Origin of the sequence: Thalassospira sp. B30-1 (assembly GCF_015767575.1) — a bacterium.
Classification (GTDB): Bacteria; Pseudomonadota; Alphaproteobacteria; order Rhodospirillales; family Thalassospiraceae; genus Thalassospira; species Thalassospira xiamenensis.
This window is the reverse complement of record NZ_CP065232.1, coordinates 650,414-671,755: the sequence shown is the minus strand read 5'-3', so window position 1 is coordinate 671,755 and position 21,342 is coordinate 650,414. Positions and strand designations below refer to the sequence as shown.

The following is a 21,342-nucleotide window of genomic DNA, read 5'->3' as shown; positions in this document are numbered from 1 at the left end:
CATTGGGGTGGGTAGACTGAAAAAAGCAAAGCCGGGTTGCGACCTTGGGGAAAAATATTGAAATCGCTCAGATGGCGGTGTGGCACGGGTTTGATTGTCCTGTGCGGCATGCTGATAACAGGCGCGACAACAACAAGCGCACAGCAAAGTGTCGATGTCCGTACAGATGAAGCCCGGAATTTCATTGGCGATTTTACGCAGATCATGGATGCGGCGGAACGGTCGCGCCTTTTGCTTCAGACCGATGATGGCAGCGATATCAGTTTTGCCGATGTTCTGGCCAGTCCCGATGATGTTGTCCTGAATTTCCGCTGGGCCAAGGCACAGATTGCGCGCGGGGATGTTCGCGGCGCGTCGGCGACACTGGAACGCATCCTTGTGCTTGATCCCGATCTTGCCGCAGTCCGGCTTTATTACGCGATTGTGCTTTATCGGCTTGATAGCCTTGACGAGGCGCGTGCGCAGTTTGAACGCCTGCGGGCGATGAATGTATCGCCCGATGTTGCGGCCGATATTGACCGTTATCTTTCGGCGATTGAGACACGGCGCAAGCGGCTTCATCAGTACCTGACCGTGACCTTTGGCAGCCAGATTGACAGCAACCGCAATGCCGCACCGTCAGACAAGCAGCAGCTTGTTACCGGGACCCTGACCAACATCACGGCATCCGAGGACAAGCCGCGCAACGATATCGCCCATATCGGGGCGATGCGTTATGACATCAGCTATGACCTTGGCTATCAGGAAGGGCACGAGGTTTTTGCCGCCCTGACCGGCTATGGCAGCGATCAGGTGCAGATCGACAGCCTCGATCTGGGCTCGTTTTCGGTTGACCTTGGCGCGCGTATCCGCGGCGGATATTTCAGCCTGACACCGGTGATAAACCAGACGGTGCAATCGCTTTCGCGGGAAAAATACCTGACATCGCGAAGCGGCCGATTGCGTGCGGACTGGAACATCCGGCCCGATACCAATCTGTATGGCGAAGTCAGCTATGCCGATGAACGGTACCAGAATACGACGGAATCAAGTGCGCTTCGGCTGCATTCCGGGCAGCGATATGGCGCACGAACCGGGGTGAATTACGCCTGGAGCCCGTCAAACCGCACGACGATTGATCTTAATGCGGGTAAAAAAGAAGCCGCACGCAATTTCAACAGTTATGACAGCTTGAGTGCGGAACTGATCCATGCTTATCTGTTTGGCGGGGGAAGTTATATCAGCGGAAGTGTTCGCTATGGTCTTGATCAATATCGCGATCCGGACTTTCTGGTGACCGGCAATTCGCCGCAACACCGACAGGACCGGACGACGAGATTGCGACTGACCTATGGTGCGCCGCTTTCGCAAATGCTGCCAGATGACTTGTTTGGGGATAGCAAAACGGCAGGACAGATATATGCCTTTCTGGCACCGATCAACTGGTCGGTCACCGGTGAATATCTGAACACAGAATCAAACATTCCCAATTACGAATATCATAACGCGCGCGCGCAGTTTTTCCTGACGCGCCGTTGGGAATTCTAAGGGGCGGGAGTTCTAGGGAATGGGAGTTTTAGGGATGTCGGTATTTAAAGCTTTGGCCCCCCGTTTCGCAAAGCGGACAAGACATTTGCAGCTTGCAGTCCTTTCAGGGGCAGCACTTCTGGCCAGCGTTACCATGGCACAGGCCGAACGCAGCGGTGAAATGGCCGGGGTTTCTGCTGCGGTCAGGGGCGAGGTGATGCTGGCGCAGTCGGTTGGCGAGGTTGGCGTGCTGGTTGAAAGCGGCATGCCGGTTTACCTTGGCGACCGCATCACGACATCGGCCAATTCAGGCATGCAGATCCTGTTGCTGGATGAAACGGTGTTTACCATCGGCCCGAACAGCGACCTTGCGATTGATGAATTCGTTTATGACCCGGTGACCGGCGATGGCAGGATCGTTGCCGATATGGCGCGCGGCGTCGTGCGGTTTGTCACCGGTAAAATCCCGCTTAAAAATCCATCGAGCATGGATGTCAATCTGCCGGTCGGATCGATTGGCATTCGCGGCACCATCGGCCTGATCCGGTCGGTTTCAGCCGATGAAGCCAACCAGATCGTGCCGGGCAGTTTTGATTTTTCAAGCGATGGAAACAATAGCGGCACAGGCCCGCAGATTTTCATGGCGGTCAATCAGGGGCCGGGCCTTTCGCGCAATGACACCACATCGCGCCCCGGTGCCTTTGCCGTGTTCGACCAGAACGGCAATAGTGAAAACGTGACCGGCGAGAATTTCGGCGTGTTTGTTGCCAACAACAAGGTCACCGAACCGATCCGCTTCCCGGAAAGCCTTGCAACATTCGACTTTTCGCGCGCATTGGTCCGCACCGCATCGAACAGCCAGAACGAGGGCGGTAGCACAGCATCCTCCGCGTCTGCATCGGGTGGCAACAGCCTGACGACACAACAGACCCGTCAGGCAACGACGCAAACCGGATCAACCATGGCCTCGACACTTGACGTCGCCATGGCACAGGTATCGAGCACGAATGCCGGGGGTAGCGTCACGGATGCCGCTACGGCCTTGAACCAGATTGAAAAAACCACGCAGAATAATGGTGGGGGTAGCGGTGGAGATGGCGGCAGCAGCGAATTCACATTTGATGGCATGCGCCAGATCTCGTCCGGTAGTTATAGCGCAACCCAGAACGTAAGCTCTGGCTCTTTGAGCTACACCTACACCGCTCAAGTAGACTTCGGATCTCGCACGATCAAAATTGATTTTGATAATGTCGACGACGGAAGTGCAGCATTCGCGACTTTCAAAGGGGCGGCCACAACCGGGACATACGATTTCACGTCCAGCAATGGTGCAGCGAGTTTTGGTAGCTCAAATTTCATTTATGACGGCGAGTGCACCGCAGGTGGCTGTAGTGCGTCCACCGACTTTAGCGATGCTACCAATGTTGATTTTAATTTGACGACAACGGCAAATTCCTCCGGCGCAGGCGGATCAGCAACTCTTACCCCGTAACCCCTTTTATCAGACATGTTAAGTGAGTGATCAACCAAACACACCCGGTCGCCTTTCACGCGCACGCGTGACCCTGTGGCTGCATTATCTGGTGCCGCTGGCCGTGCTTCTGGTTTGTGTGGTTCTGCGCTGGCAGGATGTGCCGCTGGTCGGGCAGTTGCGGATGTCGGTGTTTGACACCTATCAGCGGATCGCGCCGCGTGCGTTCGAGGATGTCGGTGTCAGGATCATCGATATTGACGAGCGCAGCCTTGATGAAATGGGGCAATGGCCGTGGCCGCGCACGAGGCTTGCGGAACTGATTTACCGGTTGCGGCTGGCAGGGGCACAGGTTGTCGGTTTCGATATCGTATTTGCCGAACCGGACCGCACATCGCCCCAGCGGGTCGTGCATGACTGGCCCAAAAATGATAACAGCGACGCCCTGGCAAAACTTGCCGAAACCCTGCCCGATCATGATTTGCTGTTTGCCGAGTTTATCAATGGTGTCGGGCAGGTGGTTACCGCCGCCCAACTGACATCACAACCGTTCAGCACCCTGCCCCGGCAGGTCGGCAATTTCAGCGTTGGCGGCGAAGCCGGTCGGCATCTGGTGGATTTCATCCCGGTTCTTTCGGGGGCGACCGCGAACCTTTCGGTGATTGAGGAAGCCGCCGCCGGCAATGCGATCATTAATGTATCGCCCGAGCAGGACGGGGTTGTGCGCCGGGTTCCACTGATGCTAGCGCTTGATCACGAGGAAACGCTGATCGGCAAGCCGGTTTACCCGACGCTTTCGATGGAAGTTTTCCGTATTCTTCAGGATGCCCCGCGCACCATGAATGTACGGCTATCAGGTGCCAGTGGTGCAACGCGATGGACCACCGCCGAAGGCGTTGAAGCCATCCGGGTTGGCGAGGTCACCATCCCCACCGATCAATCGGGCCATATGTGGGTCCATTTCGCCGGGCACCGCGCCGAACGATATATTTCGGCGGTCGACGTGATCAAAGGTAACCTTCCCGAACGGGCCCTTGAAAACACGGTTGTTCTGATTGGCACCAGTGCGGCGGGGTTGCTTGATTTGCGGTCCACGCCGCTTGATCCGGTTCTGCCCGGTGTTGAAATCCATGCCGAGATGTTAGAACAGATGCTTCTGGGGCAGTTCCTGACGCGGCCATATTGGGTTGCGGAGATCGAGACGCTTGTATTGTTGCTGGTGGGCCTGTTTTTCGTTCTGGCGATCCCGAAGCTTGGTGCGGTCTGGCCGGCAATCATTGGTGGCACCATGACCGTGGCAGCAGGCGGGTTTTCATGGTGGGCCTATAGCAGCCAGCAAATCCTGATCGATCCGGTATACGGCGCGGTGTCGCTGGTGGCGGTTTATCTGATTGCCAGTTCAATCGGCTTCATGCGCACCGAAGGCGAACGCAAACAGGTGCGCGCGGCCTTTGCCAACTATCTGTCACCGGCACTGGTTGAACAGCTTGCCCGCCACCCGGAACGTTTGAAACTGGGCGGGGAAACCCGCGACATGACATTGCTGTTTTGCGATGTGCGCGGGTTTACGTCGATCTCGGAAGGGTTCAAATCCAACCCGCAGGGATTGACCCGCCTGATCAACCGGTTGCTCACCCCGCTTAGCAAGGCGATTCTGGACCGTGAAGGCACCATCGACAAATATATGGGCGACTGCATCATGGCGTTCTGGAACGCGCCGCTTGATGTGCCGGCGCATGCGCGCCGGGCCTGCGAAAGTGCGCTTGCGATGTTTGATGCACTTGAACACCTTAATGCGCGCCGTGCAGAAGAAGCGACCGAGGAAGGCCAAGACTATCTGCCACTGAATATCGGGATCGGGATCAATAGCGGCAATTGCCTTGTCGGCAATATGGGATCCGATCAGCGGTTTGATTATTCGGTGCTGGGCGATGCGGTCAATCTGGCTTCAAGGCTTGAGGGGCAGTCAAAAAATTACGGTGTCGGCATTGTCATTGGCGAGGAAACGGCAAGGCAGGCGGCGGATGATTTCGCCATCCTTGAGCTTGATCTGATTGCCGTGAAGGGCAAAAGCGAGGCGGTGCGCATCTTTACCCTGCTGGGCGACAGTACAATTGCCCATAGCGCGGAATTTACCGACCTGCGTGACCGCCATATGCAGATGATCCAGAGCTATCGATTGCAGGATTGGGATGGTACGGAACGACTGATTGAGGAATGCATCAATCTTGCGACCGATATGATCGGGCAATTTGACCTTGCGGGGCTTTACGGGCTTTATCGTGATCGCATTGCGACATTCCGTGCAAGCCCGCCACCTTCGGACTGGGACGGTGTTTTTGTCGCGACCAGCAAGTAATCCGTTCCCTTGCATTTCAAATGCGATCAACCGAAGCTGAGTATCCCGTCACCTAAAGCCCCTGCCCCACCTTAAAGAACCGAGGCCCCGATGAATTTTTCGTCTGATAATGTGTCGCCGATCTGCCCGGAAATCCTTGCCGCGATTGGCGAGGCCAGTGATCCCGCCCTGCCCTATGGTGCGGATGCGGCAAGCCAGCAGCTTGATCATGCGTTTTCGGACCTGTTTGGCAAGGAGGTCGCGGTGGTGCCAGTCGCCACCGGGACGGCGGCCAATCTGGTCGGGTTGTCGGCACTGGTATCGCCGTTTGGCGGGGTGGCCTGCCATCATCAGGCACATATCAACCGGACGGAATCGACCGGGGTGGCATTTTATGGCAACGGGGCGAAGCTTCTGACCATGGAGGGGCCATCGGCGAAGCTGGAACCCGAGACACTTGATGCGTTTTTAACCCGCGAAAACACCCATGGCATACATTCGGTTGACCCGGAATGTGTTGCCATCACGCAGGCGACCGAATTCGGCACGATCTATGACGTTGATGAAGTTCAGGCGATTGGCAGGGTTGCCAGGGCGCATGGCATGAAGTTTTTCATGGATGGGGCGCGATTTGCCAATGCCATTGCCGCCCTTGGCTGCCATCCGGCGGATATTACCTGGAAGGCGGGGCTTGATGTTTTAAGCTTTGGGGCAACCAAGAACGGGGCGATGGCGGTGGATGCGATCATCCTGTTTGACCCGTCATTGCGCGCAAGGGTCGAAAAGGCGCGCAAACGGGGCGGGCATCTGTTTTCCAAGCATCGCTATCTGGCTGCACAGCTTCTGGCCTATGTGAAGGATGATCTGTGGCTGCGCAATGCGCGCCATGCCAATCAGGCCGCAAGCGCCCTTTGCCAGTCGCTTGAAACCCTTGGCGCGCGGGCGGCCTTCACCCCGCAGGGTAACGAGCTGTTTGTGCATATGGATGACGATCTGGCGGATCGGTTGCGCAAGGCGGGGCTGGTATTTCGGCCATGGCCCGCGGTAGGGGCGGATGCGTTTCGCTTTGTTAGCGGCTGGAACAGCCCGATTGAGGCAATCCGTACCTTGCCGGAAACACTATAGGCATCATTGCCATTCAAACGGATCGCATGTGATAAAGGGTGGCCGGTTGGCGGAATGACGCCCGGCCCCGCATTAACGCCACTACAAGATACGGACCCGTTCGATGAATTTTGCCTCTGACAATGTATCGCCCCTGTGCCCGGAAATCCTGGCCGCCCTCGAGCACGAAGCCCACGGCAATGCACCGGCCTATGGCAGTGATGACACCAGCCGTCAGCTTGATGCGGCCTTTGCCGAGCTGTTTGACAGGGAAGTGGCCGTTGTTCCGGTCGCCACCGGCACCGCGGCAAACTGTATCAGCCTGTCGGCGCTGGTATCGCCGTTTGGTGGCATTGTTTGCCATCACGAGGCCCATATCAACGAAGATGAAAGCACGGGTGTTGCATTCTTTACCGGTGGCGCAAAGCTGATGCCGGTTGATGGCCCGGCGGCAAAGCTTGAAGCCGACAATCTGGATGCGTTTCTGGCAAGCCGGGTGGATCGCGGGGTGCATTCGGTGGCCCCGGAATGCGTGGCGATCACACAGGCGACCGAATTGGGCACGGTTTATTCCCCCGATGAAGTTGCCGCCATTGGCGCGATTTGCAAAAAGCGCGACCTGCGGCTTTTCATGGATGGGGCGCGGTTTGCCAATGCGGTCGCCCATCTGGGCTGTCATCCGGCGGATATCACGTGGAAGGCCGGTGTTGATGCGATCAGCTTTGGGGCAACCAAAAACGGTGCGCAGGCGGTTGATGCGATTGTCCTGTTTGATACGTCGCTTCGCGGCAAGGTCGAGCAGGCCCGAAAGCGCAGCGGGCATCTGTATTCCAAGCATCGTTATCTGGCCTCGCAGCTTCTGGCCTATGTGAAGGATGATCTTTGGCTGCGCAATGCGCGCCACGCCAACGGGGCGGCCAAAACCCTTTGTGACATGCTGGTTTCGCATGGGGCGACATTGGCGCATGCCGCTGATGGCAACGAGATTTTTGCGAATATCCCCGCCGAACTGGCGCAGAAAATGCGCGATGCCGGGGCGCTGTTTTATCCGTGGCCGTCATTGGGGGCGGATATTTATCGATTTGTGACAGCGTGGAACACGGATATCGCGCAAATCAGTGAGCTTAATGATCGCATTGCGCGCAATTGATCGGCGCAAGGGGTTCCGTGATCAAACGAATCTAGAAATTTCAAGAAGATAGATCGGATGGAAAAGCACGTTAGCTTTATGTGTTTTTCCGTTCGGTCATGTATAGACCCGAAAAAAATGCACGGCTCCCATACCCGATTGTGGGGGACAATTTCATAAAAATAACAAACACTTGACATAAATTCATCATTCCTTCGATCAGATCGTCCTACGTAAAACCCCGCAGGAAACGTTGACGATACCCAGAAACCCTGATTATTTTCCCTCGTCGATTGCCAACATAAATGTTGGATCGGGTAAACCCGCCCGTCTATTTGCGCAAATTGCAATGCATGAGCCGTTCAAGGCCAGCAGCCACCAGCGCAAATTGTTCGGGCCAGCCTTGAGGGAGGCATCTTATATGAAAGCGAATTTCGTCAAAGCGGCGATCGGTGCAGGTCTGCTTGCAGCGACTGCGCTTGCTGCTCCGACTGCCGCTTCGGCAAAAACCCTGGTTTATTGCTCGGAAGGAAGCCCGGAAGGCTTCAACCCGCAGCTTTACACCGCGGGTACCACCTTTGACGCCACCTCGCGTCAGGTCTTCAACCGTCTGGTACAGTTCAAGCGCGGCACGACCACCATCGTTCCGGGCCTGGCCACCAGCTGGGACGTATCGGCCGATGGCACGGAATACACCTTTAACCTGCGTAAAGGCGTTAAATTCCAGACCACCGATGCCTTCACCCCGACCCGCGATTTCAACGCAGACGACGTGATCTTCTCGTTCCGTCGCCAGTGGGACAAAGAACATCCGTACCATCCGGTTTCGGGTGGCGGTTACGAGTATTTCAACTCGATGTCCATGGGCGAACTGATCAAGGACATCGTCAAAGTTGACGATTACACCGTCAAATTCGTTCTGAACCGTCCGGAAGCACCGTTCATTGCCAACATGGCGATGGATTTCGCATCCATCCTGTCGGGTGAGTATGCCGATCAGCTGATGGCTGCCGGTACGCCGGAACAGATCGACCTGAACCCGGTCGGTACCGGCCCGTTCCAGGTTGTCCAGTATCAGAAAGATGCGGTCATCCGTTACAAGGCGTTCCCGGAATACTGGGAAGGCAAGGCACCGATCGATAACCTGATCTTTGCCATCACCCCGGACAGCACGGTTCGTTACCAGAAGCTGAAAGCCGGTGAATGCCATGTCATGCCGTACCCGAACCCGGCTGACCTGACCGCGATGGAAGCCGATGGCGACATCAACCTGATGAGCCAGGAAGGTCTGAACGTCGGTTATCTTGGTTATAACACCCAGAAAGAGCCGTTCACCAATGTCAAGGTCCGTAAGGCCCTGAACATGGCGATCAACAAGGCTGCGATCATCGAAGGTGTTTATCAGGGTGCAGGCGTTGCCGCCAAAAACCCGATCCCGCCGACCATCTGGTCGTACAACAACGATACCGTTGACGATCCGTATGATCCGGAAGCCGCCAAGAAGTTGCTGGCAGAAGCCGGTTATCCGGATGGTTTCACCACCGATATCTGGGCCATGCCGGTACAGCGTCCTTACAACCCGAACGCCCGCCGTATGGCTGAACTCGTTCAGGCTGACTGGGCTGCGATTGGCGTGAATGCCGAAATCGTTTCCTACGAGTGGGGCGAATATCTTGATCGCACCAAAAAAGGTGAACAGGGCAGCTTCATGCTCGGTTGGACCGGCGATAACGGCGACCCCGATAACTTCCTTGCTGTTCTGCTGGGTTGCGATGCCGTTGGCAGTGCGAACCGTGCACAGTGGTGCAACGAGGAATTCGACAGCTTGATCCAGCAGGCGAAAACCACTGCTGATGTTCTTGAGCGTACCCGTCTGTACGAAGAAGCCCAGGCCGTCTTCAAACGTGAAGCACCGTGGGCAACCATCGCGCACTCGATCGTTTTCGAACCGATCCGTAACGAAGTTGTCGACTACAAGATCGATCCGTTTGGCGGTCACATCTTCTACGGCGTCGATATCAAAGAATAACACGCCCCTACACCTTGCCGAGGAGGCCCGGTTTTCCGGGCCTCTTTGCAATTCCGCAATAGAGAGAGACGTCCGCCCGCAGGCCCGCGCGCGGATGCCAAAAAAGGCCCAATGGCATGTTAGGTTTCCTTTTACGCCGTTTGGGTGACGTCATACCGACTTTCTTTGGCGTTACCATTCTGGTGTTTCTGATGATTCACCTGATCCCGAGCGACCCGATCCAGATGCGCGCAGGTGAACGCAGTATCGACCCCGAACGATACGCCGAACTGCAAAAGGAATATGGTTTCGACAGGCCGCTTGTTGTTCAGTATTTCGATTATCTGGGCGGTGTTTTGCAGGGTGATCTTGGTGAGTCCTTTGTCACCAAACGTCCGGTGATCGAAGAATTCGCGACCCTGTTCCCGGCTACGATCGAACTGTCCGTCGCGGGGATTCTGTTTGCGATCATTATCGGTTTGCCATTGGGGGTCATTGCCGCGATCAACAGGGGAAAGTGGCTTGACCACCTGACCATGAGTTTATCGCTGACCGGATATTCGATGCCGATTTTCTGGTGGGCGCTGCTGTTGATCATGTTCTTTTCGACAACGCTTGGCTGGACACCGGTTTCCGGTCGCCTGTCGATCATGTATTACATCGAGCCGACCACCGGTTTCATGCTGATCGATACGTTGCTTAGCGATGAAAAAGGCGCGTTTCTCAGTGCGCTCCGTCATCTGATCCTGCCGACGATTGCGCTTGGCACCATTCCGATGGCCGTGATTGCGCGCATGACGCGGTCCTCGATGCTTGAAGTTCTGGGCGAGGAATATATCCGGGTGGCACGCGCCAAGGGCCTAACCCCGATGCGGGTGATTATGGTCCATGCGCTGCGCAATGCCCTGATCCCGGTGATTACGGTGATCGGCCTTCAGGTCGGTGTGCTGTTTGCCGGTGCGATCCTGACTGAAACCATTTTCTCGTGGCCCGGTATTGGCAAATGGATTGTCGAGGCACTGAACCGCCGCGATTACCCGACCATCCAGGGCGGCATCCTGATGATTGCCTTCGTGGTTATGGCGGTCAATCTGTTCGTCGATCTGATGTATGGGGTGATCAATCCCCGCATCCGGCACAAGCGTTAAGGGGGCACGGGAAATGACAAACCAGAATACCCAATCAACCACCCCCGAAACGGCAGCAGCCGAAGCGGCGGCAGTGGAAGACCAGAAGATCAACCCGCCAAGTCCGTTCATGGAAACGTGGAATTATTTCCGCAAGAACCGTGGTGCTTATGTTGGCCTGATCATCATCTGCTTTATCCTGTTCATGGCGGCATTCGCCCAATGGATTGCGCCGTTTGATCCGATTGCACAGGACCGCACCGCGTTCCTGAAGCCGCCGATCTGGATGGAAGGTGCTGATCCGCGCTATATCCTTGGCACGGATGCGGTTGGTCGCGATATCCTGTCGCGCCTGATCCATGGCGCGCAGCTTTCGGTGACCATCGGCGTATTCGTCGTGATCATTTCGATGGTTGCCGGTATCGTTCTTGGACTGGTTGCCGGATATTTCCGCGGCTGGATCGAAGTCGGCATCATGCGCTTGATGGATACCATGCTGGCGCTGCCCAGCCTGATCATGGCGATGGCGATTGTCGCGATCCTCGGCCCGGGACTTGAAAACGCCATGCTGGCGATTGCGATTGTCCAGTTGCCGCATTATGTGCGCCTGTCGCGTGCATCGGTGGTATCCGAACTGAACAAGGAATATGTCATCGCATCGCAGATTGCCGGTGCCGGTCATATGCGCCAGATGTTCGTCAATATCCTGCCGAACTGCATGGCGCCATTGATCGTTCAGGGCACATTGGGCATTTCCAGTGCCATCCTTGATGCTGCCGCCCTTGGCTTCCTTGGCCTTGGCGCACAGCCGCCGCTGCCGGAATGGGGTACCATGCTGGCCGAAGCCCGTGAATTCGTGGGATCGGCATGGTGGGTGATCACCTTCCCCGGCCTTTGCATCCTCGTCACCGTGCTTGCCTTCAACCTGATGGGTGATGGTCTGCGCGATGCCCTTGATCCCAAGATGAAGCGGTAAGTCATGGCTCTTCTCGAAGTTAAAAACCTGACAGTCGAGTTCGGCTCCGAAGACCGGCCGTTCCGTGCTGTTGATAATGTAAGCTATTCCGTTGATCGCGGCGAAGTCCTTGGCATCGTCGGGGAGTCGGGGTCGGGTAAATCCGTATCCTCGCTTGCCGTCATGGGCCTGATTGACTACCCCGGTCGTGTCACCGCCGACAGCCTGACCTTTGACGGTCAGGACCTGCTGACGATGTCGCCTGGCAAACGCCGTGCGATTACGGGCAAGGATATCGGCATGATCTTTCAGGATCCGATGTCGGCCCTTAATCCGTGCTTTACGGTTGAAGCCCAGATCATGGAAGCCCTGAAAGTCCATGAGGGCGGTTCGAAAAAAGAGCGGCGTGAACGTACGCTTGACCTTCTGAACCAGGTGGGTATTCCCGATCCGAAATCACGCATGACCGCCTATCCCCATCAGCTTTCGGGCGGGATGAGCCAGCGTATCGTGATTGCGATGGCAATTGCGTGCAATCCGCGCCTGCTGATTGCCGATGAACCGACCACCGCCCTTGACGTGACCATTCAGGCCCAGATCATCGACCTGCTGCTGAAATTGCAGGACGATAGCGACATGGCCCTGATCCTGATCACGCATGATCTGGCACTGGTATCGGAAGCCGCGGATCGCATTCAGGTGATGTATGCCGGTCAGCTGTTTGAAAGTGGCCCGGCGGACAGCATCTTTGCCGCCCCGCGCCATCCCTATACCCAGGCGTTGCTTGAGGCATTGCCGGAACGTTCCGAAGGGCATGACCGCCTGCGCACCATCCCCGGTGTGGTTCCGGGCCAGTATGACCGCCCGGCGGGCTGTCTTCTGGCACCGCGTTGCCGTTATGCCAATGATCGTTGCGTTGTCGAACGCCCCGATGTTGGTGCCTATAACGGGCGCGATGTGCGTTGTTTCTATCCGCTTGACGACCGCGGCCAGCCAACCGGCCAAACCACCGGCCAAAACACCGGGGAGACCGTGTAATGAGTTTTCTTGATGCAAAACCCGGTGTTCCGTTGCTGGAATCCGATGATCTTGTCCGTCACTATGAAGTCAGCCGCGGCCTTGGCAAACCCAGTGCGATGGTCAAGGCGCTTGATGGTGTTTCCTTTACGCTGGAAGCCAAAAAGACGCTGGCGGTTGTTGGCGAGTCCGGTTGTGGTAAGTCCACGCTTGGCCGTCAGTTGACCCTGATTGAAAAGCCCAGTGCCGGACAGCTTAAAATCAACGGCGAAGCGGTTGGTGATCTGAGCGACAAGGAAGCCAAACTGTTCCGTCGCACGGTTCAGATGATCTTCCAGAACCCTTACGGGTCGCTGAACCCGCGCAAGAAAGTCGGTCAGATCCTTGGCGAGCCGGTGTTGCTTAACATGGATCTGGGTCGCAAGGAGCGCGAGGAACGTGTGCGCGAAACCATGGCCAAGGTTGGCCTGCGCCCCGAATTTTACGGGCGCTATCCGCATATGTTTTCCGGCGGGCAGCGTCAGCGTATCGCGATTGCGCGTGCGCTGATCCTTGAACCGAAAGTCATCGTTGCCGATGAACCGGTTTCCGCCCTTGACGTGTCGGTGCAGGCACAGGTTCTGAACCTGATGATGGACCTGCAGGAAGAGATGAATGTCGCCTATGTGTTCATCTCGCACGATCTTTCTGTCGTTCGCCATATTGCAGATGACGTCATGGTGATGTATTTGGGGCGCGTCGCTGAAAAGGGACCGACCGAAGAAATCTTTGCCAAGCCGCTGCATCCCTATACAAGGGCGCTTCTGGCATCGGCACCAAAGATCGATCCGGCGCATCGCGTCAAGGCAGAACCGCTTACCGGTGAACTGCCTTCACCGATCAATCCGCCGTCGGGCTGTGCGTTTCATAAACGCTGCCCGTTTGCGACCGACCATTGCGCACAGGTTCGTCCTGAATTGCGCATGTATGAAGGCCGCGAGGTGGCGTGCCATCGGGTCGAAGAAATCGCCTGACAACAGGCGATCACCCGGATATCCGGGTAGACAAGGGAGCAAGGGGGCGCGCTTTTATAAAGCTGCGCCCCTGAGCCTTTCAGGGTCACAAGAAAGCCCGCAAAGGCTTTGCTTGCTGTATGCGAACCCTGAGAACAAAACTCAGCCCAAGAATGTTTCTTCGTGCGTGGCCTGATATTGCTGTATCCCGCTTCTCATCCTGCCTTGCCAGTTATGCACGAAGTCTAAAACCTCTGGTGTTTCAAGATGGGCTTTCAATGACGATTGATCGCGCCAACGTTCGGCAATCACGAGACGCCCCGGGCATGCCGCATCAGGATTAACCGCATAAAAAAGACAGCCTTTTTCGGGTTTTGCATTGCGCGCGATCACCTGAACGTCGGCGATGAACTGATCAATTTCATGTGGATCAACATGAATGTGCCCCATCAGGATGATCATGTCATTCCACCACAAGCACGATCTTGCCCTGAATGTGCCCTTTGGCCGCACGTTCATGAGCCTTGCGGGCATCGGCAAGCGGGTATGTGCTGTCGAGCACGACGCGAACTGTGCCGTCACTCAGCAGACCGGCAAGCTCCGCCAATTGATCACCGTTCGAGCGAACCTGCGTTGCCGATACCGTAATGCCAAGCTTTTCGGCTTCTTCGTGACTGGAAAAGCCCAGCGGGAACACCGGGAAAAGGGCACCACCCCGTTTGATCGTGGGCAGGAAACGCCCGGCGGTCGGTCCGCCAAGGGCATCAATCACAAGATCAAGATCCCGCACGACGTCTTCGGGTGGGGTTTTCGTATAATCGATAAACTCGTCAGCCCCCAAGTCGCGCAGAAGCGCCTCGTGTTTGCCAGACGCAACCGCGATGACCCTGGCACCCTTGAGTTTTGCGACCTGCACGGCAAAATGCCCAACACCACCGGCAGCGCCATTCACCAGAACGGTTTTCCCCGAAAGTTCAACCGGCTTATGCTGATAGGACTGAAGCGGATTTGGTTCGTCATGTCCCAGATCAACCAGGAACTGCCAAGCGGTCAGAAGCGACATTGGTACCCCCGCCGCATGCACATGATCAATCCCGTCCGGCTTGGGCGCGGCTTCCGATGCAGGGACCGTGACATATTGCGCATAGGCCCTGCTTCCCCCGGCAAGACCCGACGGGAAACGAACCATGGCGTAAACGTCGTCTTCTGGCGCAAAGCCGGTAACATCATCAGAAACGGCGTCAACGACACCTGATATGTCGGTTCCAAGTATCACCGGGAAGGATATTTGCGGCTGCCATTCCGGCGGAAGCATCCTGTAGCCATCACGCAGATACCAATCAGGGGGATTAATCCCGACCGCGTGCACCCGGACCCTTATTTCACCCGGTCCCGGATCAGGTATCGGCGCGTCCTCGTAGCGCATGACCTCGGGCCCGCCGAACGCGTGCTGACGGACCGCCTTCATCATCTTTGTCATCACTGCTTCTTCTTTCATCGCATATATGCTATCCATAATCGGAGCACTGATCCGCATTTATGGAGCAGTGCTCCGTTTGTCAAGAGGAACATATGCGAGCCGACGCAAAGAAGAACTACGAACATCTGCTTGCCATCGCGCGAGAGGTTGTCAAGGATCAGGGGGCGGAAGCATCTTTGCGCGACATCGCCCGCAAAGCCGGGGTGGGACTTGGTACGCTGTACCGACATTTTCCAACGCGCGAGGCACTGCTTGAAACCCTGCTTCGCGAGAGCTTTGACGGGCTGAAAGAATCAGCGCGCGAACGCGAAACCGCAAGTTCGCCGGATGATGCGCTGGTATCGTGGTTACGTGATCTTGTTGCGTGCGCGAACGACTATCGCGGCGTCATTGCCGCGATGGTGGCCGCCATTGAGGATGAAGAGTCCGCTCTTCATGCGTCGTGCGTTACCATGAAAGCCGCGGGGACAAGGCTTCTTGTCCGGGCACAGGAAAAAGGCGTCGCACGCACCGATATTGATGGCGGAGACCTGTTTGCGATGGTGGGCGCACTTGCCTGGCTTGGCGATCAGCCATCATCGGCACCACGTGCGGATCATCTGTTCAATGTCATCACCAGCGCCATCCTGAAAAAGTGATGGCTAGGACCATCACATCCGCAAACCGTCGCGGATCAGGCGCTACTACGCGTGCGGTCCGTCAGGGCCAGCAGCACCCCTGCGGCGATCAGGAGGCTGCCGCTGATGCGGTTGAGCCAGCGCATGTGGCGGGCGGAACGGATCAGCCCCTTTACCTGCCCGCCGACAAGCCCGTATCCGAGAAGGACACAGGCCTCCATCGCGATGAAGGTCACCCCCATGATCGCGAATTGCGGGCCATATGAACCGGCCTGATCAAGGAATTGCGGGAAGAAGGCGGTAAAGATCAAGATCGCCTTGGGATTGCCGATTGCGGTCAGGAATTCCGTCCGGGCCAGTGACATCGCACCGGGATGAGCGACGAAACCGACGCTATCACCGGGAATCTCCGGCTCGGCAACTTTGGTTCGCCAGCTTTTGAGGCCCAGATAAACCAGATAGATCGCCCCACCCCACTTGATGATCATGAAGGCGGTTTCGCTGGCCGCAAGCACCACGCCAAGCCCCATGGCCGTCACAACGATCATCAGGGCAAAAGCCAGCAGACGTCCAGCCCCGCCAATGGCGGCTGACGCAACGCCATGACGCGCGCCATTGAACATCGCGAGAAGATTATTCGGTCCGGGGGCCATCGAAAGCGCCAAGGCCGCGCCGGAAAACAGCAACCATGTATCGAGCTGCATTTCGGGAAGTCCTGTGAAAAATGGGTGACCGGCTGATTGCGCCCGAAATTCAGTCGCGCGTCAAGGCGGCAATCATCGTTGCCGCCGCCGGCCATTTCGACGACAGGTCGGCCCGCTTGCCCATGGCGAAATCGGCGAAGTCAAAACCGGGTGCCACCGTACAGCCCAGAAGGGCAAATTTGCCACCTTGTTTCAGGCGCGCCCCCTGCCAGACATTTTTCGGCACGATCATTTGCGGTTTCTGCCCCGCCAGCAGGTCATTGCCGATTTCAACCAGCCGATGACTGCCATCGGCATAAAGTTGCAGCTGTTCGACCGGATCGCCAAGGTAATGATGGAAAATCTCGTCACTGGTCAGGATATGCATGCCTGAGAAGGTATCGGGGGTCAGCAGGTAATAGATCGCGGTCCCCGTTGATCGCACGCCAAGATACCGGTTGCCCGGATTGCAGGTTTCCAGCGCGCGGAATGTTTCGGCGTAAAAGCCGCCTTCGGGATGAGGTTGCAGGCCGAGTTTTTCGATCAATTGGTCGATGGTGATATCGCGGGACATGGCGCACTTCCCTGCATGGGGTGGATGATGGCCGACCATCATGACAAAAAAGGGGAACGGTGCAAACCGTCCCCCTGGTATTTTCTGTATCGGTGGATTGATCGATCAGTGAAATCGCGGCCTAGTGGCCCTTGTGTTCCTGATCGCCCATTTTCATGTTGCCGTGATCCATCCCGGCATCACCATGCGGGCCTTTGGACATGGTATCCATCACATCAATGGTCACCGGTATGTCGCCCGCCTTTTCAAAGGTCAGGGTCACGTCGATTTTTTCGCCTTCGACCAGCGGCTTGTGCAGGCCGATCAGCATGACGTGATAGCTGCCCGGTTTGAACAGGACTTCGCCATGCATCGGCACATCGATCCCGCCTTCGACCGGGCGCATCTTCATGACGTTGTTTTCCATGATATGCGTGTGCAGTTCGGTTTTATCGGCCAGATCGGATTTCACCCCGACAATGCGATCCGCCATGCCGGTATTTTCCACCGTCAGGAAGGCTGCACCGTTTGGCACCTTGCCAAGCGATGCCTTGGCCCAGGCATCCCTGACTTCGATATCAGCCGCGAACGATTGAGTGGCAGCAAACAGACCGGCAAGGGTCGCGACAACAGCAAACAGTTTTTTCATGATCTTTGTTTCCATCCTGATCCGGTGTGGATTGGTTGCATCACACCGGTGATTTGATTTCGGGTGTATCGGGAAATCAGATGGAAAGCGGTGGTGCGCGGGAATAGCGCGTACGCGGCAATGTGATCGTGGCGGCAAGCAGGCGGGCTTGCACATATTCGGCATCATGGATGATCGAAACCGGTGCGCCAAACGGCACATCCAGATTTGCCATCGCCCCATGATGGGACGCACAAAGCGAACAGAAACCATGACCGGCAGAATGCCCGCCGGAATTTTGCGATGTGGCATTGGGTCCGGCATCGCCAAACGATACCGCGCGCACACCATCCGCCGTGCAGATGAAAATCACATCCCCACCCGGGGCGGCATTTGCCCCGGTAATGGCGGTTACCCCATTGCCATTGGCACCGCCAAACATCGCGCTTACGAAACCCGATTGCGTCACCCCGGTCATCAGGATGACGAATGCCAGCATCCAGACCCGCAGGAGTTTGCCCGCAGCCCGGATATTCATATGTGACAGCATCGGTTTGGTACGAATACGCATGGATTGGGTATGCCTGAATTTACCCCCCGCGACAATGAGATATATCATTGCCGCAGGGTAACAATTGGGGCACGATCACCGCCGAAAAAGCTGATCCAGGCTGATCGAAAGGATACGTTTTTGCCCTACGCGATGGCTGTTCCGATATCCCTGCCCCATCCTGCGATGATCGACGCCGATTGGGCGGACAGTTTTGCGATCACGATTGACGATCCCGACATCACGCCCGAACGCGCCGCGCAAAAAATCATGGATGGCAGGCCGGTCTGGATGGGGTATCTGCTGGCGCTGCGTAACGCGATGGTCCGGCCACTGGGCCTTAAAACCGCGCCCGAACCGGACGCCGATGTCATCGGCCTTTTCCCGGTGATCGAGCGCGGGGACGATTTCATCGTGCTGGGCATGGATGACCGGCATCTTGATTTTCGCCTGACGGTAGAGGTCGAAAAATTCCAGTGCGGGCAGACGGTGATCCGGTCCAGCACCCTGATCCGGCGGCACAATATGCTGGGTCGGATGTATCTTGGCACCATCATGCCGTTTCATAAGGCGATTGTGCCCGCGATGCTGAACGGTGCATTCGCATCCCGATAGGCAGATAAAGAACGGGCCGGTCAAAACCGGCCCGCATCATCCCATCACATCAGATCATATCGCGTGCGCGGACCAGTTCATCGAACTTCGCCCCGTCAAGGAAGCCGAGCGCAATGGTTGCTTCCTTAAGGCTGCTCCGATCCTTGTGCGCCTTTTTGGCGACGGCGGCGGCATTGTCGTAACCGATATGGGGTGCCAGGGCGGTCACCAGCATCAGGCTTTGTTCGACATAGTGATCGATTTTTTCCTGATCGGCTTCAAGGCCGACGATGCAGTTATCGGCAAAGCTGACCGAGGCATCGGCGATCAGGCGGATCGATTGCAGCAGGTTATAAATGATCACCGGTTTGAACACGTTCAGATCCAGATGACCGTTTGACCCGCCAACCGTGACCGCAACATGGTTGCCGATCACCTGCGCACAAACCATGGTCAGGGCTTCGGCCTGGGTCGGGTTGACCTTGCCCGGCATGATCGATGATCCCGGCTCGTTCGCGGGCAGCACCAGTTCACCAAGCCCGCAACGCGGCCCGGACCCCAGCAGACGGATATCATTGCCGATCTTCATCAGCGACGTCGCCAGCACGTTCAGCACACCCGACATCTCGACACAGGCATCGTGAGCGGCAAGGGCTTCGAATTTGTTGGCCGCCGTTTCGAATTTCAGGCCGGTGATATCGGATACCTGTTTGGCAAATTCGACGTCAAAGCCCTTTGGCGCGTTAAGGCCGGTGCCAAGGGCAGTCCCGCCCTGTGCCAGTTTGCGAAGCCGGACCAGCGCATCATCAATCCGATCAAGGCCAAGCGCGATCTGGGCGGCATAGCCCGAGAATTCCTGCCCCAAAGTCAGCGGCACCGCATCCTGCATGTGGGTGCGGCCGATTTTGACGATATCGGCAAAGGCTTCGACCTTGGCATCCAGCGCACTTCGCAAATGGGCCAGGGCCGGTTTCAGGTTTTCTTCGATCTCGACCACAGCCGCGATATGCATGGCGGCGGGGAAGCTGTCATTGGACGACTGCCCGCGATTGACATGATCGTTGGGATGAACAGGATCGCGTTTGCCCATCGGCCTGCCAAGGATTTCGCACGCGCGGTTGGCGATGACCTCGTTGGCATTCATGTTGGTCTGCGTGCCACTGCCGGTCTGCCAGACGACAAGCGGGAAGTGATCAAGAAGCTTGCCATCGGCGACTTCGCGCGCGGCGGCCTCGATTGCCTCGGCAAGGTTGGCATCCAGATTGCCAAGGGCAGCATTGGCGCGTGCGGCGGCAAGTTTCTGTATCCCGAACGCCCGGATCAGGGCATCGGGCATCCGTTCGCCGCCAATGCGGAAATTCTGTTTGGATCGCTGGGTCTGCGCCCCCCAATACCGGTCCGCAGGCACATCGATGCTGCCCATGGTGTCCTGTTCGGTGCGGGTGGTCACTGGATTGGTCACGATAGAAATCCTCCGTGTCAGAAAACATACTGACCGGGGCGGGAACCCGGCAGGCAATTATCTTTTGCCGTTCCCGAATATGGGCGCAAATGATCGTTCGCGCAAAGTCACTATGTTGAAAAAATGCAGTTTTATCGCCAGCAATAAAATATCAGCCGACGATTGCCCCATGATCTGCGGAAACATTGTCCTGCCATGCGACAATCTGAACGCCGATGCGATCAAGATGGGATAGCAGTTTTTCAGGCGGCAAACGATCCGTGATCACCCCGGTCAGGGCTTCGAGCGGTGCGATGTTTTCAAGGTAACGCTGATCGAACTTGGTGTGATCGACCATCAGCCAGGTTTCATCGGACCGTTCCATCATGGCGCGCTTGACCGCAACCGCGCGACGGTTAACGTCACTAAACCCCTGCCATGCAACACCCGATGCCCCGATAAAAGCCTTGTTGGCGTGGAAACGGCGCAGGAATTCGACGGTATCATTGCCGTAAACCGCATTTTCACGTGGATCGAACTGCCCCGGGCACATGATGACGTCATCAATCACCGCCTGTTCGCCCATGCCATGCACCACCGCATAGCAATTGGTCAGAACCGTGCGCCGCAATGCGCCGGGATTCTGGGCCATATAGGGGGCAAGCTGACTGACGGTGGAACCGGCATCGATCATGATCACATCACCCGGCCGGATCATGGTTCCGGCCATGATGCCGATCCGTTCGAACCCGGCAACCGCGGTCATCTGTCGCTGCGCCAGATCGGGTTGATGGCCCATCGGTTGTGCCGATGCGCCGCCGAATTCGCGCTTGATCAGGCCATTTTCGCTTAGCGCATCAAGATCACGGCGAATTGTTTCAGTTGCCACATCGAATCGCTCCGCCAATGTGGCAACTCTCACATGCGGATGGATTTGCAGCTCCTGAAGAATGCGCTGCTGACGTTCTTTTTTTCCGATACGCAAAGACGCTCTCTCCCCTGAATACCTTTGATCACACCTCATTCCGGCAAGGTTAGCAGCAATCTTTGTAACCATTTGTTACAGTTTTGTGTTGCTTTTCCAACTTTTTGACCTTCTATAATGTTGATAAAAGCAACAATAAAACCAACAAAACCACATTAAAAATG

General features: G+C 56.6%; 20 protein-coding genes. 12 read left to right on the top strand and 8 right to left on the bottom strand.

Features of this window, described 5'->3' with window-relative positions:
• Positions 1 to 57 precede the first annotated feature (57 nt).
• The 10 genes from IT971_RS03045 to IT971_RS03000 all read left to right on the top strand — a co-directional run bounded on the left by IT971_RS03045 (position 58) and on the right by IT971_RS03000 (position 13,668).
• Positions 58 to 1,527, top strand: a complete 1,470-nt coding sequence (locus tag IT971_RS03045; RefSeq protein ID WP_223304993.1) for a tetratricopeptide repeat protein — start codon at positions 58 to 60, stop codon at positions 1,525 to 1,527.
• An 85-nt stretch (positions 1,528 to 1,612) separates the two neighbouring features.
• On the top strand, positions 1,613 to 2,998 hold the full coding sequence (locus IT971_RS03040; RefSeq protein WP_223304991.1) for a FecR domain-containing protein: 1,386 nt from the start codon (positions 1,613 to 1,615) through the stop codon (positions 2,996 to 2,998).
• 22 nt (positions 2,999 to 3,020) lie between these two features.
• On the top strand, positions 3,021 to 5,336 hold the full coding sequence (locus IT971_RS03035; RefSeq protein WP_063093306.1) for a CHASE2 domain-containing protein: 2,316 nt from the start codon (positions 3,021 to 3,023) through the stop codon (positions 5,334 to 5,336).
• Positions 5,337 to 5,426: 90 nt separating this feature from the next.
• Positions 5,427 to 6,440: a low specificity L-threonine aldolase gene (locus tag IT971_RS03030; RefSeq protein ID WP_063093305.1), complete on the top strand. Its 1,014-nt coding sequence runs from the start codon at positions 5,427 to 5,429 to the stop codon at positions 6,438 to 6,440.
• Between the two features lie 103 nt (positions 6,441 to 6,543).
• On the top strand, positions 6,544 to 7,569 hold the full coding sequence (locus IT971_RS03025; RefSeq protein ID WP_063093304.1) for a low specificity L-threonine aldolase: 1,026 nt from the start codon (positions 6,544 to 6,546) through the stop codon (positions 7,567 to 7,569).
• A gap of 400 nt (positions 7,570 to 7,969) precedes the next feature.
• Complete coding sequence (locus IT971_RS03020; protein WP_063093303.1) at positions 7,970 to 9,577, top strand: ABC transporter substrate-binding protein; 1,608 nt, start codon at positions 7,970 to 7,972, stop codon at positions 9,575 to 9,577.
• A 116-nt stretch (positions 9,578 to 9,693) separates the two neighbouring features.
• On the top strand, positions 9,694 to 10,704 hold the full coding sequence (locus IT971_RS03015) for an ABC transporter permease subunit (RefSeq protein ID WP_063093302.1): 1,011 nt from the start codon (positions 9,694 to 9,696) through the stop codon (positions 10,702 to 10,704).
• 13 nt (positions 10,705 to 10,717) lie between these two features.
• Positions 10,718 to 11,659, top strand: a complete 942-nt coding sequence (locus IT971_RS03010; RefSeq protein ID WP_063093301.1) for an ABC transporter permease subunit — start codon at positions 10,718 to 10,720, stop codon at positions 11,657 to 11,659.
• A gap of 3 nt (positions 11,660 to 11,662) precedes the next feature.
• Positions 11,663 to 12,676: a dipeptide ABC transporter ATP-binding protein gene (gene dppD, locus IT971_RS03005; protein ID WP_007091186.1), complete on the top strand. Its 1,014-nt coding sequence runs from the start codon at positions 11,663 to 11,665 to the stop codon at positions 12,674 to 12,676.
• The gene (locus IT971_RS03000; protein WP_063093300.1) at positions 12,676 to 13,668 is read left to right on the top strand and encodes a peptide ABC transporter ATP-binding protein; all 993 of its coding nucleotides are present in this window, start codon (positions 12,676 to 12,678) and stop codon (positions 13,666 to 13,668) included. The genes dppD and IT971_RS03000 overlap by 1 nt, the downstream gene beginning before the upstream one ends.
• 141 nt (positions 13,669 to 13,809) lie before the next feature.
• Here IT971_RS03000 and IT971_RS02995 read toward each other — a convergent pair whose 3' ends face one another.
• Together IT971_RS02995 and IT971_RS02990 are read right to left on the bottom strand one after the other, a co-directional pair.
• On the bottom strand, positions 13,810 to 14,109 hold the full coding sequence (locus tag IT971_RS02995) for a putative quinol monooxygenase (RefSeq protein WP_063093299.1): 300 nt from the start codon (positions 14,107 to 14,109) through the stop codon (positions 13,810 to 13,812).
• Between the two features lies 1 nt (position 14,110).
• Positions 14,111 to 15,127 (bottom strand): NADP-dependent oxidoreductase, encoded by a 1,017-nt coding sequence (locus IT971_RS02990; RefSeq protein ID WP_063093316.1) that lies wholly within the window; start codon positions 15,125 to 15,127, stop codon positions 14,111 to 14,113.
• Positions 15,128 to 15,219: 92 nt separating this feature from the next.
• Here IT971_RS02990 and IT971_RS02985 point away from each other — a divergent pair, with 92 nt between their 5' ends.
• Entirely contained in the window at positions 15,220 to 15,765 is a 546-nt protein-coding gene (locus tag IT971_RS02985; protein WP_007091190.1) for a TetR/AcrR family transcriptional regulator, read from the top strand.
• Between the two features lie 35 nt (positions 15,766 to 15,800).
• Here IT971_RS02985 and IT971_RS02980 read toward each other — a convergent pair whose 3' ends face one another.
• The 4 genes from IT971_RS02980 to IT971_RS02965 all read right to left on the bottom strand — a co-directional run bounded on the left by IT971_RS02980 (position 15,801) and on the right by IT971_RS02965 (position 18,179).
• Positions 15,801 to 16,448, bottom strand: a complete 648-nt coding sequence (locus IT971_RS02980) for a LysE family translocator (RefSeq protein WP_063093298.1) — start codon at positions 16,446 to 16,448, stop codon at positions 15,801 to 15,803.
• A 49-nt stretch (positions 16,449 to 16,497) separates the two neighbouring features.
• Positions 16,498 to 17,001 carry a cupin domain-containing protein gene (locus tag IT971_RS02975; protein ID WP_037991160.1) on the bottom strand — a complete coding sequence of 168 codons (504 nt, stop codon included), beginning with the start codon at positions 16,999 to 17,001 and terminating at the stop codon, positions 16,498 to 16,500.
• A 121-nt stretch (positions 17,002 to 17,122) separates the two neighbouring features.
• Positions 17,123 to 17,629 carry a copper chaperone PCu(A)C gene (locus IT971_RS02970; RefSeq protein ID WP_223304990.1) on the bottom strand — a complete coding sequence of 169 codons (507 nt, stop codon included), beginning with the start codon at positions 17,627 to 17,629 and terminating at the stop codon, positions 17,123 to 17,125.
• Between the two features lie 76 nt (positions 17,630 to 17,705).
• Positions 17,706 to 18,179: a DUF2946 family protein gene (locus IT971_RS02965; RefSeq protein WP_063093296.1), complete on the bottom strand. Its 474-nt coding sequence runs from the start codon at positions 18,177 to 18,179 to the stop codon at positions 17,706 to 17,708.
• Between the two features lie 120 nt (positions 18,180 to 18,299).
• On the opposite strand from IT971_RS02965, the gene IT971_RS02960 reads away from it, so the two are divergent.
• Positions 18,300 to 18,773, top strand: coding sequence for a DUF2867 domain-containing protein (locus IT971_RS02960; protein WP_158526672.1), 474 nt, complete (start codon positions 18,300 to 18,302; stop codon positions 18,771 to 18,773).
• A 49-nt stretch (positions 18,774 to 18,822) separates the two neighbouring features.
• On the opposite strand, the gene fumC is transcribed toward IT971_RS02960, so the two are convergent.
• The gene (gene fumC / locus IT971_RS02955) at positions 18,823 to 20,214 is read right to left on the bottom strand and encodes a class II fumarate hydratase (protein WP_074624801.1); all 1,392 of its coding nucleotides are present in this window, start codon (positions 20,212 to 20,214) and stop codon (positions 18,823 to 18,825) included.
• Positions 20,215 to 20,365: 151 nt separating this feature from the next.
• Positions 20,366 to 21,217, bottom strand: coding sequence for a DeoR/GlpR family DNA-binding transcription regulator (locus IT971_RS02950; protein WP_065701904.1), 852 nt, complete (start codon positions 21,215 to 21,217; stop codon positions 20,366 to 20,368).
• Positions 21,218 to 21,342 lie beyond the last annotated feature (125 nt).

Excerpts from the sequence above, each read along its gene's own strand:
- IT971_RS03030 (WP_063093305.1), top strand. The coding sequence starts at position 5,427 with ATGAATTTTTCGTCTGATAATGTGTCGCCGATCTGCCCGGAAATCCTT.
- IT971_RS03025 (WP_063093304.1), top strand. The coding sequence starts at position 6,544 with ATGAATTTTGCCTCTGACAATGTATCGCCCCTGTGCCCGGAAATCCTG.
- IT971_RS03020 (WP_063093303.1), top strand. The coding sequence starts at position 7,970 with ATGAAAGCGAATTTCGTCAAAGCGGCGATCGGTGCAGGTCTGCTTGCA.
- IT971_RS03015 (WP_063093302.1), top strand. The coding sequence starts at position 9,694 with ATGTTAGGTTTCCTTTTACGCCGTTTGGGTGACGTCATACCGACTTTC.
- IT971_RS03010 (WP_063093301.1), top strand. The coding sequence starts at position 10,718 with ATGACAAACCAGAATACCCAATCAACCACCCCCGAAACGGCAGCAGCC.
- dppD (WP_007091186.1), top strand. The coding sequence starts at position 11,663 with ATGGCTCTTCTCGAAGTTAAAAACCTGACAGTCGAGTTCGGCTCCGAA.
- IT971_RS03000 (WP_063093300.1), top strand. The coding sequence starts at position 12,676 with ATGAGTTTTCTTGATGCAAAACCCGGTGTTCCGTTGCTGGAATCCGAT.
- IT971_RS02995 (WP_063093299.1), bottom strand. The coding sequence starts at position 14,109 with ATGATCATCCTGATGGGGCACATTCATGTTGATCCACATGAAATTGAT.
- IT971_RS02990 (WP_063093316.1), bottom strand. The coding sequence starts at position 15,127 with ATGACAAAGATGATGAAGGCGGTCCGTCAGCACGCGTTCGGCGGGCCC.
- IT971_RS02985 (WP_007091190.1), top strand. The coding sequence starts at position 15,220 with ATGCGAGCCGACGCAAAGAAGAACTACGAACATCTGCTTGCCATCGCG.
- IT971_RS02980 (WP_063093298.1), bottom strand. The coding sequence starts at position 16,448 with ATGCAGCTCGATACATGGTTGCTGTTTTCCGGCGCGGCCTTGGCGCTT.
- IT971_RS02975 (WP_037991160.1), bottom strand. The coding sequence starts at position 17,001 with ATGTCCCGCGATATCACCATCGACCAATTGATCGAAAAACTCGGCCTG.
- IT971_RS02970 (WP_223304990.1), bottom strand. The coding sequence starts at position 17,629 with ATGAAAAAACTGTTTGCTGTTGTCGCGACCCTTGCCGGTCTGTTTGCT.
- IT971_RS02965 (WP_063093296.1), bottom strand. The coding sequence starts at position 18,179 with ATGCGTATTCGTACCAAACCGATGCTGTCACATATGAATATCCGGGCT.
- IT971_RS02950 (WP_065701904.1), bottom strand. The coding sequence starts at position 21,217 with ATGAGGTGTGATCAAAGGTATTCAGGGGAGAGAGCGTCTTTGCGTATC.